The sequence below is a fragment of the Erwinia aeris genome (assembly GCF_041224955.1).
GTDB lineage: Bacteria > Pseudomonadota > Gammaproteobacteria > Enterobacterales > Enterobacteriaceae > Erwinia > Erwinia aeris.
Genome location: NZ_JBGFFX010000001.1, coordinates 298,601 through 312,941, shown reverse-complemented (window position 1 = coordinate 312,941; position 14,341 = coordinate 298,601). Strand labels below are relative to the sequence as shown.

Annotated in this window: 12 protein-coding genes; 4 read left to right on the top strand and 8 right to left on the bottom strand. The window is 54.6% G+C overall.

What is annotated here, in order from left to right:
• Positions 1-198 precede the first annotated feature (198 nt).
• The 5 genes from acnA to topA all read right to left on the bottom strand — a co-directional run bounded on the left by acnA (position 199) and on the right by topA (position 7,963).
• Positions 199-2,886 carry an aconitate hydratase AcnA gene (acnA, locus tag AB6T85_RS01615; RefSeq protein ID WP_253453837.1) on the bottom strand — a complete coding sequence of 896 codons (2,688 nt, stop codon included), beginning with the start codon at positions 2,884-2,886 and terminating at the stop codon, positions 199-201.
• A gap of 472 nt (positions 2,887-3,358) precedes the next feature.
• Entirely contained in the window at positions 3,359-3,523 is a 165-nt protein-coding gene (locus AB6T85_RS01610; protein WP_253453836.1) for a YciX family protein, read from the bottom strand.
• Positions 3,524-3,525: 2 nt separating this feature from the next.
• Positions 3,526-3,684, bottom strand: a complete 159-nt coding sequence (locus AB6T85_RS01605) for a YmiA family putative membrane protein (protein WP_125287712.1) — start codon at positions 3,682-3,684, stop codon at positions 3,526-3,528.
• Between the two features lie 497 nt (positions 3,685-4,181).
• On the bottom strand, positions 4,182-5,156 hold the full coding sequence (cysB, locus tag AB6T85_RS01600; RefSeq protein WP_253453834.1) for an HTH-type transcriptional regulator CysB: 975 nt from the start codon (positions 5,154-5,156) through the stop codon (positions 4,182-4,184).
• Between the two features lie 188 nt (positions 5,157-5,344).
• Positions 5,345-7,963 (bottom strand): type I DNA topoisomerase, encoded by a 2,619-nt coding sequence (gene topA / locus AB6T85_RS01595; protein WP_369894662.1) that lies wholly within the window; start codon positions 7,961-7,963, stop codon positions 5,345-5,347.
• 398 nt (positions 7,964-8,361) lie between these two features.
• On the opposite strand from topA, the gene AB6T85_RS01590 reads away from it, so the two are divergent.
• Positions 8,362-8,610: a DUF2498 family protein gene (locus AB6T85_RS01590; RefSeq protein WP_253453830.1), complete on the top strand. Its 249-nt coding sequence runs from the start codon at positions 8,362-8,364 to the stop codon at positions 8,608-8,610.
• 26 nt (positions 8,611-8,636) lie between these two features.
• On the opposite strand, the gene sohB is transcribed toward AB6T85_RS01590, so the two are convergent.
• On the bottom strand, positions 8,637-9,686 hold the full coding sequence (gene sohB, locus AB6T85_RS01585) for a protease SohB (RefSeq protein WP_125287716.1): 1,050 nt from the start codon (positions 9,684-9,686) through the stop codon (positions 8,637-8,639).
• A gap of 199 nt (positions 9,687-9,885) precedes the next feature.
• On the opposite strand from sohB, the gene AB6T85_RS01580 reads away from it, so the two are divergent.
• Positions 9,886-10,641, top strand: coding sequence for a YciK family oxidoreductase (locus AB6T85_RS01580; protein ID WP_301251640.1), 756 nt, complete (start codon positions 9,886-9,888; stop codon positions 10,639-10,641).
• Positions 10,641-11,231 carry a cob(I)yrinic acid a,c-diamide adenosyltransferase gene (cobO, locus tag AB6T85_RS01575; protein ID WP_253453826.1) on the top strand — a complete coding sequence of 197 codons (591 nt, stop codon included), beginning with the start codon at positions 10,641-10,643 and terminating at the stop codon, positions 11,229-11,231. The genes AB6T85_RS01580 and cobO overlap by 1 nt, the downstream gene beginning before the upstream one ends.
• A 39-nt stretch (positions 11,232-11,270) precedes the next feature.
• Here cobO and rluB read toward each other — a convergent pair whose 3' ends face one another.
• Positions 11,271-12,137 (bottom strand): 23S rRNA pseudouridine(2605) synthase RluB, encoded by an 867-nt coding sequence (rluB, locus tag AB6T85_RS01570; protein WP_253453824.1) that lies wholly within the window; start codon positions 12,135-12,137, stop codon positions 11,271-11,273.
• An 861-nt stretch (positions 12,138-12,998) separates the two neighbouring features.
• Between rluB and AB6T85_RS01565 the strand changes: the two genes are divergently transcribed.
• Positions 12,999-13,625 carry a serine protease gene (locus AB6T85_RS01565; RefSeq protein ID WP_369894661.1) on the top strand — a complete coding sequence of 209 codons (627 nt, stop codon included), beginning with the start codon at positions 12,999-13,001 and terminating at the stop codon, positions 13,623-13,625.
• Positions 13,626-13,712: 87 nt separating this feature from the next.
• Here AB6T85_RS01565 and AB6T85_RS01560 read toward each other — a convergent pair whose 3' ends face one another.
• Positions 13,713-14,333 carry an L-threonylcarbamoyladenylate synthase gene (locus AB6T85_RS01560; protein ID WP_369894660.1) on the bottom strand — a complete coding sequence of 207 codons (621 nt, stop codon included), beginning with the start codon at positions 14,331-14,333 and terminating at the stop codon, positions 13,713-13,715.
• Between the last annotated feature and the right edge of the window lie 8 nt (positions 14,334-14,341).

Sequence of the window (14,341 nt, the reverse complement as noted above, 5' to 3'; positions counted from 1 at the left end):
CAGAGGCAGATCGGAACACGGACACGCCGTGAATCCGTCCATGGAGGCTCGTTTCGCGCGTCCATGCGCGAAAACGGTCCGCTTATCCGCTCTGCCTCTGCCGCCGAGAAACAGCTGAGTTGCTGTAAAACGCCAGTATGCCTCGGCTATTTAGGTTCGTCAGCAGTCTGAAGGCCCCTGAAAAGGGGCATTTTTGTTTTAGCTCTCGACCAGCATGTTACGTATAACGTAGTGCAGGATGCCGTCGTTGCGGTAGTAGGTCAGCTCATTGCCGGTATCGATACGGCAGCGCGTTTGCAGCGTTTCCTGACTGCCGTCCGCACGGGTCAGCGTGACTTTCACCGTGCCGCCGGGCTTCAGTTGGCTCAGGTTTTCCACGTCGATCTGCTCGTCACCGGTCAGCCCCAGCGTTTTACGCGTTACGCCTTCCGGGAACTCCAGCGGCAGTATGCCCATCCCAATCAGATTTGAACGGTGGATACGCTCAAAAGATTCGGCGATGACCACGCGCACCCCCAGCAGGCGCGGGCCTTTAGCCGCCCAGTCGCGGCTGGAGCCGGAGCCATATTCTTTCCCGGCGATCACCGCCAGCGGCGTCCCCTGCTGCTGATATTTCATCGCCGCATCGTAGATCGCCAGCTGCTCGTCGCCGGGCACGAAACGCGTCATGCCGCCTTCCACGCCCGGCACCATTTCGTTGCGGATGCGAATGTTGGCAAAGGTACCGCGCATCATCACTTCATGGTTGCCGCGTCGCGAGCCGTAAGAGTTAAAATCGCCCCGCTCGACGCCATGAGCAAGCAGATAGCGCCCGGCCGGGCTTTCCGCTTTGATACTGCCGGCAGGCGAAATATGGTCGGTAGTGACCGAGTCGCCCAGCATCGCGAGGATCCTGGCGCCCTTGATATCAACAACCGGCTTCGGCTCTTTTTCCATATCATCAAAGAACGGTGAAAGGCGAATATAGGTAGAGCCTTCGTCCCAGTCGTAGGTGGCCGCTTCGCTAACGCTGATGGCCTGCCAGTCCGGCGTGCCTTCAAACACTTCCGCGTACTCTTTATGGAACATATCGGTGGAAACCAGCTGTACCGCTTCCGCAATCGCTTCTGGTGACGGCCAGATATCTTTCAGATATACCGGCTTGCCGGTCTTGTCAGTACCAAGCGGATCCGTTTCCAGATTAACATTCATATTGCCGGCCAGCGCATAGGCCACCACCAACGGCGGCGAAGCAAGCCAGTTGGTTTTGACATAAGGATGGATTCGGCCTTCAAAGTTGCGGTTGCCGGAAAGCACCGCGCCAACCGTCAGGTCGCCTTTTTTAATCGCGCTCTCGATAGCGTCAGGCAGCGGGCCGGAGTTACCGATACAGGTAGTACAGCCGTAGCCAACAAGGTTAAAGCCCAGCTTGTCCAGATAAGGCGTCAGTCGCGCCGCCGCCAGATAGTCGGAAACCACTTTGGATCCCGGCGCCAGCGACGCTTTTACCCACGGCTTGCGGTCCAGGCCAAGCATTACCGCGTTTTTCGCCAGCAGGCCCGCCGCCATCAGGATACTGGCATTGGAGGTATTGGTGCAGGAAGTAATGGCTGAAATCACTACTGCGCCATCTTCCAGCTGATGCTCCTTGCCCGTGGCGCTGTCGCGATAGCTGACCGACTGGTGCTGTTTCTGCGCCCGATTGACTTCCAGCTCGTTACTGGCCTGGAAAGCCTGCGGCACTTCGCCCAGCGAAACGCGATCCTGCGGCCGTTTCGGCCCGGCCACGCTCGCTTCAACGGTAGCCATATCCAGCGCCAGTGAACTGGTAAATACCGGCTCATCGCCGGGATTACGCCACAGCCCCTGCGCTTTGGCGTAGGCTTCCACCAGCGCCACCTGTTCGCTGCTGCGGCCGGTAAGTTTCATATAGCCCAGCGTGACGTCGTCCAGGGGGAAAAAGCCGCAGGTTGCGCCATATTCCGGCGCCATATTGGCGATGGTAGCGCGATCCGCCAGCGGCAGGTCAGCCAGGCCATCACCATAGAATTCAACGAATTTCCCTACCACGCCGTGTTTACGCAGCATCTGGGTCACGGTCAGCACTAAATCCGTGGCGGTAATGCCAGGATTGAGTTTACCGTTAAGCTTGAAGCCAACCACGTCAGGGATAAGCATTGACACCGGCTGCCCCAGCATAGCGGCTTCCGCCTCGATACCGCCCACGCCCCAGCCCAAGACGCCCAGCGCGTTAATCATGGTAGTGTGCGAGTCCGTGCCAACAAGCGTGTCGGGATAGGCAACTTCCTCACCGTCCTGCATTTCATGCCATACCGCCTGTCCGAGATATTCCAGGTTGACCTGGTGGCAAATCCCGGTGCCCGGCGGCACCACGCTAAAACGGTTAAAGGCTTTCTGCCCCCAGCGCAAAAAGACGTAGCGCTCATGGTTACGCTCCATCTCCAGACGCACGTTTTCTTCAAAGGCGTCGTCGTCGCCGAAACGGTCAACGGTAACCGAGTGGTCGATAACCAGATCGACTGGCGAAAGCGGATTGACTTTAGCCACGTCCCCGCCCAGTCTTTTCACCGCTTCGCGCATAGCGGCCAGATCGACCACCGCGGGCACGCCGGTAAAGTCCTGCATCAGCACGCGGGCGGGCCGATAGGCGATCTCGCGGTCGGCATGCGCCTGAGCCAGCCAGCCTGCCAGCGCGCGGATGTCCTCATCGGTAACGGAATCTTCATCCTGCCAGCGCAGCAAGTTTTCCAGCAGCACTTTCAGGGATTTGGGCATACGGGAGAGATCGCCAAGCTGCCCGGCGGCTTTAGCCAGGCTGTAATAGTGATAACGTTGACCTTTAACTTCCAGCGCGTCTTTTGTTATTTCACGTAGGGTAGACGACATTACTCCTCCTTCGTTTATCTTCGCATAACCTGAATAAAAGCAGGGTTTGATTTAAAGATAGTACAAAGTTGGCGTAACGTTTTGATAACATCAATGAAGCATAAAAGAAAAACGCCCCGCTGATTGCTCAGCGAGGCGTCGTTAATATCTGTTTAAATATGCTTTATTAATGCATGACCATGCTCAGCCAGAGCAGGCTAGCCCAGAATAAGGCTGAAAACGTCCAGGCACTGAACCATGTCATTTGAGTTAAATTCATTTTTGCCCTCACTCAGGTCTTATAAGACCAAACGTATTACTTCAAAACCTCACGCCTTTGCGAGCAGGTTTTACCGTTTATCAATGGGTTGCCATTGTGGTTTCCCATCGTTGGGCCGACAGCGTGCCCTGACCAGAAATAGCTGGCCCGTTAAATAATGTTAATATTTATATTTGTCATGGTTAAAACAAAGAGTGAATATAAGCGTAAGGCTTAAGCTTTATTCGTTTTATCCGTCATAAAATCAATAAAGTTACGTTGCACTTCGCTCAGCCCCCAGCTTTCCGGGATGATGCTCTCTCTCGCTTTGCTTTTACACTCTACTTTTTTCAACTTAACAGCTTGCTGTGGTTTTTGATCCGAATACTGCAGGTGCATCGCTACCCCCATATCTGCCAAATCACGACTGCAACAGCTCCCCAAAACAGCGCCGATGCGGCGAATACCGCTAACCAGGCCTTACGTCTCAGATTGCTGTTACGCTGAACCTTCAGAGCTTTGTGACCGAAGTCGGTTTCTACAGAAATTCTGCTAGCCATAGTTTTTGATAATCACTCTCATTGAAACGATTGTTTTGAGCAATCAGAAATTAGGAGGAATCCTAAACATTTTATGGCGTGAAATCCAGCTATTTTTATTACGCCGAACGATTAATAGTATTCATTAAAGTTTATGAAATCTATTGATCGTACTTAACCAAACTCGCGTTAACAAATTACCCTTTAAGCCAAATTTACTGACAATAGCTGTTTTTTCGCACCATTGATAAATCAGCATTTATTGAAACCTCCTTGCCGTTCGCGCCCTGTCGCGCCTTGATAACCAGAGTATGAGAATCATCCTGGAGGTGCGCAAAGATGCCCGCTGAAAAATGTGTACTGTTTCTCATTTAATGAATAACTTTGGAAAAACATGTGATGGGGGCGGCATTTACGTAAAAAGAATAAAAAGATTTTATCAATTGCAGTAACAGGCAGGACCAATGATTATCGCAGAGCCGCGTCGCGGCTCTGAATAGGGATGCAGGGACGGAAAATTATTTGGCGGGTAATTTAATATCTTTAAACATTGCTTCAATATCTTCGTTCGAGCGCAGCCCCACGGCCGTATCGACGACGTCACGGGTCAAGTGCGGCGCGAAACGCTGAATAAAATCATACATGTAACTGCGCAAAAAGGTGCTGCGGCGGAAGCCGATTTTGGTGGTGCTGAAGCTGAAGACGTCCGTAGCTTCTATTCTGACCAGATCCGGATCCGAGACCGGATCGACCGCCATGCTGGCGATGACGCCCACGCCCAACCCTAAACGTACGTAGGTTTTAATCACGTCCGCATCCGTCGCGGTGAAAACGATACGCGGCGTCAGGCCAGCCCGATTAAACGCCGTATCCAGCTCTGAACGTCCGGTAAAGCCGAAGGTATAGGTAACCAGCGGATACTCGGCCAGCTCTTCGATAGAGACTTTTTCTTTGCCTGCCAGCGGATGATCCGGCGTCACCACGATGGCGCGATTCCAGTGGTAGCAAGGCAGCATAACCAGATCGTCATAAAGATGCAGCGCTTCGGTAGCGATAGCAAAATCCGCGTTGCCTTTAGACACCGCTTCTGCAATTTGCGTAGGCGAGCCCTGATGCATATGCAGCGAAACGCGAGGATAGCGTTCGATAAAGCCTTTAATCACGTTGGGCAGCGCGTAGCGGGCCTGCGTGTGCGTTGTAGCAACATACAGCGAGCCTTTATCCGGCCAGGTATGTTCCCCGGCGACTGATTTGATGGCTTCGACTTTTGACAGCACTTCGCGGGCGATACGGATAATTTCCTGGCCTGCGGGCGTGACCTGCGTCAGATGCTTGCCGCTGCGGGCAAAGATCTGGATACCCAACTCGTCTTCCAGCATACGTACTTGCTTACTGATCCCGGGTTGCGATGTATAAAGCCCCTCAGCCGTTGAAGAGACGTTCAGATTGTGATTGACCACTTCAACGATGTAACGCAGCTGCTGCAATTTCATGTTTGATCCGTCCAGTTTGGCGCCGCGCGCCGACGGGCTGTGCTGACAGAGCACAACGTATCGGCCTAATGCGATTTTATAATAAGGAAAGGTATATCTATAACAATCATATCAAAGATGGGTGGAATGTATAGCAGGGCTGAAGCCGCAGGAGAAAAACGGGCCAGCTGAAACGCCGGCCCGACAGGTTATTTCTTACTGGCTTTCGCCGCTTTTTCGGTGATGGCCCATTTGCCGTCGACGTAGAACGCCGTCCAGCCTGTAGCCTTACCTTCTTTTTCCGTACTGACGTACTGCTGCTTCGTTTTGCGGCTGAAGCGCACTACCGTCTTGTTGCCTTCATCATCGGCAACCGGCGCGTCGGCCAGATAGCGCAGCTTTTCCGGCAGGCGATCGCGGAAGCGTTGCAGCTCTTCCACCAGCGGCGCGCGCGTTTCCCTGGATTTAGGGAAGGTGTTAGCCGCCAGGAAAACGCCTGCCGCGCCGTCGCGCAGTACAAAGTAAGCATCCGATTTTTCGCACTGCAGCTCCGGCAGCGGAACCGGATCTTCTTTCGGCGGCGCAACGTCGCCGTTACGCAGGATCTTACGGGTATTTTTACAGTCGTCGTTGGTGCAGGCCATATACTTGCCGAAACGCCCCATTTTCAGGTGCATCTCCGAGCCACACTTTTCGCACTCTACGATCGGCCCGTCATAGCCTTTGATACGGAATTCGCCCTGCTCGATTTCGTAACCGTCGCAGCTTGGGTTGTTGCCGCACACGTGCAGTTTGCGCTGGTTGTCGATCAGATAGCTGTCCATCGCCGTGCCGCATTTGCCGCAGCGACGGCGCGCGCGCAGCGCGTTGGTTTCCGCATCTTCGCCTTCGAGAATATTCAGTACTTCATTCTCTGGGATCAGATTGATGGTTTGTTTGCAGCGCTCTTTCGGCGGCAGCGCATAGCCCGAGCAACCGAGGAACACGCCGGTGCTGGCGGTACGGATACCCATCTTACGCCCGCAGGTTGGGCAATCGATGGTGGTCAGCACCATCTGGTTCGGCTGCATGCCGCCCTCTTCCGGATCTTTATCCGCCTTTTCCAGCTGCTGGCTGAAGTCGGCGAAAAATTTATCCAGCACGCCTTTCCACTGCGCTTCGTTGTTGGCAACCTGATCCAGACTGTTTTCCATATGCGCGGTGAAGTCGTAGTTCATCAGCTCGCGGAAGTTTTCTTCCAGCCGGTCGGTAACGATTTCGCCCATCTTTTCCGCATAGAAGCGACGGCTTTCCACGCGCACGTAGCCGCGATCCTGAATGGTCGAGATAATCGAGGCGTAGGTAGAAGGACGACCGATGCCGCGTTTTTCCAGCTCGCGCACCAGCGAGGCTTCGCTGAAGCGTGCCGGCGGTTTGGTAAAGTGCTGGCTTGGCTTCAGCTGCTGCAGCGCCAGCTCTTTACCCACTTCAACCGGCGGCAGCGTGCGATCTTCATCGCCCTTGCGCAGCGCAGGCATCACGCGGGTCCAGCCGTCAAAGCGCAGCGTGCGCCCTTTCGCCTTGAGTTTAAACTCGCCGGCGCTGACGGTCAGCGTCGTGGAGTCATACTGCGCCGGCATCATCTGACAGGCAACGAACTGACGCCAGATTAGCTGATACAGCTTCTGCGCGTCGGCTTCCATATCCTTCAGCTGCTCGGCCAGGACGGCGACGTCCGAAGGACGGATCGCTTCGTGCGCTTCCTGCGAGTTATCTTTGCTGGCATAGGCATTGGCGGCCTTCGGCAAATATTTTTCGCCAAATTCGTTTTCAATATAGCCGCGCACCATGCTGACCGCATCCTGACTCAGATTGGTCGAGTCGGTACGCATATAGGTAATGTGGCCCGCTTCATAGAGGCGCTGTGCCATCATCATGGTTTTTTTCACGCCGTAGCCCAGACGGGTACTGGCCGCCTGTTGCAGCGTTGAGGTAATAAACGGCGCGCCGGGCTTGCTGCTGGTCGGCTTATCTTCACGGTCGGTAACCTGATAGCGCGCTTTTTCCAGCAGGCTGACGGCGGCCTGGGTCTGCTCGCCGTTAACCGGACGGAAAGGCTTGTCGTGCTGATGAGTCACTTCCATCGGCAGCAGCGTGCCTTCCGGCGTATTCAGATCGGCATGCAGTTCCCAATACTCTTCCGGCACGAACGCTTTGATTTCGCGCTCGCGCTCCACCACCAGCCGCACGGCGACCGACTGCACGCGCCCGGCGGACAGTCCGCGAGCGATTTTCTTCCACAGCAGCGGCGAAACCATATAGCCCACCACGCGGTCCATAAAGCGGCGCGCCTGCTGAGCGTTAACCCGATTGATATTCAGTTCGCCCGGCTTGTCGAAAGCCTGACGAATAGCATTTTTGGTGATTTCGTTAAACACCACGCGGCTGAAGCGCGAATCATCACCGCCGATCACTTCCCGCAGGTGCCAGGCAATGGCTTCCCCTTCGCGATCAAGGTCGGTTGCGAGATAGATGTGGTCGGCATTTTGCGCCAGCGCTTTCAGCTCGGAGACCACTTTCTCCTTGCCGGGAAGGATCTGATAGTTCGCTTCCCAGCCGTGATAAGGATCGACGCCCATCCGGCTGACCAGCGCGGCCTTCTCGTCCTTTTTCACCTTTTTGGTGGTCTTACTGGTTGTAGAGTCAGCGCTCTTTTTAACTGTTGATCCACTGGTCGGCAAATCGCGGATATGACCGACGCTGGATTTCACCACGTAGTCGTTTCCGAGATATTTATTGATTGTTTTGGCTTTTGCCGGGGACTCAACTATTACGAGAGCTTTGCCCATATTTACCTTTACCTGATTAAAACATCCGAGAGTAAATTGTGCCGAAAGCCTGCGGGCAATCCAGCGCGTTAAAACCTTCATGGCCGACGGCAGAATCCGGCACTTTCCCTGTTAACGCTTCCCGCTCAGGAAGCCAACTCACTGATTAACGACACCTTTTACAAACTGTTAAGCGCATCACTAACAAAGCGTAAAGCCAGTTTTACGCCCGGAACCCGAAACGCCCACACTCTACCTGATAAAATCTGTTACGCAACTTAATTAGCATCCACAACGGATTTACGCCAGAAAGTCATAAAAAAGCGTGTGGGCAGGCAAGCGCCCATCGGCATTGAGTTTTTGCGGCAGCGCGGCGTAATATACTGCTCATCTGCCGTCTCTATAAAGGAGAGAATTCTGTGAAGCATACCCAGGCTATTGATAAATCCGCACTCCTGCAAAAGGCGAACGAGCTCATCGCGGAGCACAAGGATTTTTTTCCCGGACTGAGCGCCACCGACGTGGAGCAGAAAGGCGACGTGCTGGTTTTTTGCGGCGACTATTTTCTGGACGAGCAAGGCTTGCCCGGCAGTAAAAGCACGGTGGTGTTTAACGTTTTTAAGTTTCTGGCCACGGAGCTGTCGCCGCTTTATCACTTGCAGGAATAGCGCCCGCCAGGCAGGCGCTAACAGGACTACAGCAGCGGCTTCTCGCCACGCTGCCACAGGCGCAGCAGCAGGCGTTCGACGCTGACGCTGGCGCTTTGCGTAAAGCGATCCATCATTTTTTTGCGCTTCACGTAGTGCACCGCAACCACTTCCCGCGCCTGCATCTGGTCGATAATCAGATCGTCGCTGGTGCCGATAGCGTCAACCAGGCCTTTTTCCAGCGCCTGGGTGCCGAACCAGTGTTCGCCCGTCGCCACGCTGTCGATGTCCAGCGTCGGACGCATCTGATGCACAAACTCTTTAAACAGCTGATGCGTCTCGTTGAGATCCTCGCGGAATTTTTCGCGGCCCTGCTCGGTGTTTTCGCCAAACAGCGTCAGCGTGCGCTTGTACTCTCCGGCCGTATGCAGCTCTACGTCAATTTCATTGCGCTTCAGCAGGCGGTTGAAGTTAGGGATCTGGGCAACCACGCCGATCGAGCCAATGATAGAAAACGGTGCAGCCACGATGCGATCGGCCACGCAGGCCATCATATAGCCGCCGCTCGCCGCTACCTTATCCACCGCCACGGTCAAACGGATGTTCTTATCGCGCAGCCGCTGAAGCTGGGAAGAGGCCAGCCCGTAGCCGTGCACCACGCCACCCGGACTTTCCAGACGCAGCAGCACTTCATCCTGCGGTCTGGCGACGGCCATAACCGCCGAGATCTCTTCACGCAGCGAGGCGACCTCGTGCGCGTCCATGCTGCCTTTAAAATCCATCACGTACAGCGTGGGTTTGCTTTCGGCTGGCTTAATACCTTGTTTCGCCTCGGCTTTAGCGGTTTTCGCCTCCAGCTTGTCCTTTTTTTTCTGCTCTTTATACCAGCGTTTTTTGTCATGCGGCTTCATGCTCGCCAGGCGCATTTCATCCTTTATCTCCTGATACGCCTCATTCAGCCGCGTCAGGCGCAGCTGGCCGCCCTGAGCGCGTTTACGCATGGCCAGATGCGTAATCAAAATAGCAATGGCCGCGATCGCCACGACCACCGTGACCGTCTTGGCCAGAAAAAGTCCGTAGTAAGAGAGTAGTTCCACGCATTCCGCCTTATTTAACATCCAATTAGATCAGCAGCTAGTGTAGCCGAGTCGCTGCCCGTCGTCGCCCGGATCCGTTGAGTACGCAAAGATAGCGCTGCGCAGAGACCAGGCATTCGGGCGGTTTACTGTTGCGGTCAATGGATTAGCGGCGTTACCCTGTTTCCCTTCCGCACTAAGCATCACCAGAGGCGCATCAATGAATTATCAACCCGCCAGTCAATTGCTCAACGATCGTATTATTCTTGTCACCGGCGCCAGCGACGGCATTGGCCGCGAGGCTGCTGTCACCTACGCTCGCTACGGCGCGCAGGTTATTTTGCTGGGACGCAACGCGCAGAAGCTGCAAAGCGTGGCGGATGAAATCGCCGCTGTCGGCAAGCCTTCGCCGCTTTTCTTTACGCTGGATTTGGACAGCGCCACGCCCGAAGCGTGCCGTCAGCTGGCCGATGAAATTTCCCGTCATGTCTCCAGGCTGGACGGCGTGCTGCATAACGCGGGCCTGCTGGGCGACGTGGTGCCCATGACCGAGCAGGATCCCGCCGTCTGGCAGCAGGTGATGCGCGTAAACGTTGACGCCACTTTCTTCCTGACTCAGGCGCTGCTGCCGCTGCTGCTGAAGTCACAGGCCGGCTCGCTGGTGTTTACCTCTTCCAGCGTGGGCCGCCAGGGACGCGCGGGCTGGGGCGCCTACTCCGTCTCTAAATTCGCCACCGAAGGCATGATGCAGGTGCTGGCTGAAGAGTATCGCGGCCAGCTGCGCGTCAACTGCATTAACCCCGGCGGCACACGCACCAAAATGCGCGCCAGCGCCTTCCCGCAGGAGAACGCAGGCAAGCTGAAAACCCCGGCGGATATTATGCCCACTTACCTTTACGTGATGGGCGATGACTGCACGGAAAGCGGCGTCAGCTTCGATGCGCAGCCAGGACGCAAACCGGGAGCAGCGGAATAATGGCCGACGATCGCCACCAGCAGCGTCAACAAAAGCTGAAGGAAAAAGTTGACGCGCGCATTGCCGCCGCGACCGAAACGCGCGGCATTCTGATGGTGTTTACCGGTAACGGCAAAGGCAAGACCACGGCCGCTTTCGGCACTGCCGCCCGTGCGGTGGGCCATCAAAAGCGCGTGGGCGTCATTCAGTTTATCAAGGGCGAATGGCCAAACGGCGAACGCAATTTGCTGGAGCCGCACGGCGTGGAGTTTCAGGTGATGGCCACCGGCTTCACCTGGGATACGCAGAACCGCGAAACTGATACCGCCGCCTGCCTTGAAGTCTGGCAGCACGGCAAACGGATGTTGCAGGATGCGTCGCTGGATCTGGTGGTGATGGATGAGCTGACCTATATGGTGAGCTTTGACTATCTGCCGCTGGAAGAGGTCATGGCGGCGCTGCGCGCCCGTCCGCCTCAGCAGAGCGTTATCATTACCGGCCGGGGCTGTCATCGCGATTTGCTGGCGCTGGCGGATACCGTAACCGAAATGCGTCCGGTTAAACACGCTTTTGATGCGGGGATCCAGGCGCAGCAGGGTATCGACTGGTAACAGGCCAAAAAAAAGGGCGAATCGCTTCGCCCTTTTCTGTTAACGCTTGCTGGTCGTACGGCGGTTGCCGCTGACCTGAGTGTGGCGCTTGACGGCGCGACGGATCTGATTGGCCTTGGTACGGCGACGATCTTTTTCCAACGCCACTTTGCTGGTGGTTTCCGGCGGCAGCCCAACCAGCTCGCGCAGATAGTTGGTCGGCGGCAGATCCAGCTCCGTCCAGCCGCCGCGCGGCAGCCCTTTCGGCAGCGTGATGTCGCCGTAGCGGGTACGGATCAGACGGCTGACCTGCACGCCTACCGATTCCCACAGGCGACGCACTTCGCGGTTGCGGCCTTCGGTCAGCGTAACGCTATACCACTGGTTGATGCCTTCGCCGCCGGTAAACTTCAGCGTTTTAAACGACGCCGGGCCATCTTCCAGCTGTACGCCACGGCTCAGCTGCTTCAGCTTATCGTCATCGACCTGCCCAAACACGCGTACGGCGTATTCCCTTTCCACTTCCCGGCTTGGGTGCATCAAACGGTTAGCCAGCTCGCCATCCGTTGTGAACAGCAGCAGGCCGCAGGTGTTAACGTCCAGACGCCCTACGGCGATCCAGCGTGCGCCACGCAGCTTGGGTAAACGGTCGAATACGGTAGGACGGCCTTCGGGATCGTTACGGGTGCAGAGTTCGCCTTCCGGTTTGTAATAGGCCAGCACGCGGCAAACTTCATTAGTGGATTCCGCTACCGAAACCAGATGGCCGTCGATACGGATTTTTAATGCTTTACTCGGCTCTACGCGGTCGCCCAGCGTGGCCATTTTGCCGTCCACGCTAACGCGTCCGGCAGAAATCATGGTTTCAATTTCGCGGCGGGAACCATGCCCGGCGCGCGCTAAGACTTTCTGTAATTTTTCGCTCATGGCGCTGCCTCTTTGTCGCCTTCCCAGGCGTCATAAAATGAATGGGCCGTTACTCAGGAGGCGGGGCTTTTTGCGGCTGAATGCACGCGACGCCCGCCCCATTTTCAGGGGAAGCGCATTCTACACTAAGTTATCGGCTATTGATAACGCTACCGGGCCGTTTGCCAGGGAAAAGATGCGCCATCCTGAAAAGCGGCGGCGTCGCCCGCTATCGACGGACGGTCACTCATTCCCGGCGCTTACCAAAGCGGCCGCCCTAAGCCAATTTAACGCCGGGCCGCGCCGCGTTATTTAAGGCAAATGTTATCGCCTTGTTGATATATATTCACTTATTTTAAGTTAAATTAAAGTTAATGTATTTTCTGCCGATACTGCGCCGCGCCTGAATTTCACCTTAATTAAACCCAAATAGCCACCTCAGCAGAGGGTGAATCCATTAAGCAAAATGTTTCTCCGATGTTAAAACCACTCTTTTACGCCACGCCAGTGATTCAAACTGACTTAACACAAATGACCCACACAAATGCTAAAGCCCTCTCCAAACAAATAGCTTATCGCCATTTTAGATTGAGTTAATTCATCGTAATTGCGGTTTTAATTATTTTCGGCTGTTTATTTATTTGATCCACTAATTAGTTTGTGTAGAATTCACTCAGGCCAAAAAGAGCCTGCACAGTGAACTGTTAAACAGTCACAATAAAAATTTTAGTTAAGTCGTAAATTATTTTTGCAGTAAACGTCAGTTAAAAAACAGAGGGGAGCACGACTCCCTGTATAACGCCGATTTCAATCGGCATCGGCCTTGCACGTCGTCAATCTTCACCAGGGATTTACTGACGTGTCCGACAAAGTGTAACTATTATGAAAAGAATAATGCCCCTCGCGGCGTTGGCTTTGCTGACGCTGACCGGCTGCTCTGTAGGTAAATATGAGTACAGCAGAGAAGCACTGAAACGTGTCGATATGAACTTTACCGGCATTCCTACCGTGCTGGGCGTCGGCTCGCTGGGTACCAGCATTCCGATTACGCCCGAGTACAGCCTGACTGCCGCTCACGTGGCTAAACTCTCCGTACAGCGCGTTAAGGCTTATCATCCTTACTGCGACCTGGCGATTATCTATCATAAAAACGACATGAAAACCCTGCCGAAATTTCGCGAAGGTGAAATTGGCGCGCCGGTGAAAATGTACGGCTACAGCTTTATTACCGCCATGCCGGTGGAATCTTCCGGCGTTAACCTGGCGCGGACCGGTATTCGCAACGAATGGAACAAGCGTCCCTGCGTAGCGATGGCTTCCAATGCGGGCGTGGTGAAAGGCATGTCGGGCGGCGCGGTCTATAACGGCGATGATACAATCGGCGGCGTGATAGTTGGTTTCACCAATCAGATTAAAAGGCATAAGGCCGGTAGCGCACCGTTGAAAGATGTGTCACTTTATATTCCTTATGCGGATTTTAAAGACTGGCTGCAAAAAACAACGTCGTGAGAATAATATGCTCGCGTATTAATATCTGAAAAGTAATTATCTATGTTTATTTATTAAGGCTCGCCTTTTTGACGAGCCTGATATTATTCAGAGAAAAGGTTTAATGTCGCCTGCGCCTTCGCGCACAACCTGCGGCGTACTTTCGGTTAAATCGATAACCGTAGTAGGTTGCTGCCCCAGATAGCCGCCGTGAATAATTAAATCAACCTGCTTGCCGATCGTCTCCTGAATCGCTTCCGGATCGGATTCGGTAAAATCGTTGCCCGGCAGCATCAGCGAAGTGGACATCAAGGGTTCGTTCAGCGCCTCCAGCAGCGCCAGCGCCACCGGATTGGAAGGCACACGCAGACCAATCGTCTTACGCTTATCGCTCATCAGACGGCGCGGCACCTCTTTGGTCGCCTTCAAAATAAACGTGTAGTTGCCTGGCGTATTATTTTTAATCAGGCGAAACGCGGTATTGTCCACGTACGCATAGGTAGACAGCTCTGAAAGATCGCGGCAGACCAGCGTAAAGTTATGGTCGCTGTCCAGCTGCCTGATGCGACAGATGCGCTCCATCGCGTTTTTATCTTCCAGCCTGCAGCCCAGCGCATAGCCCGAGTCCGTAGGATAAACGATGACCGACCCTTTATGCAGCAGCTCTACGGCCTGTTTGATCAGCCGGGGCTGGGGGTTTTCCGGGTGTATATAAAAGAACTGACTCATAATCGACC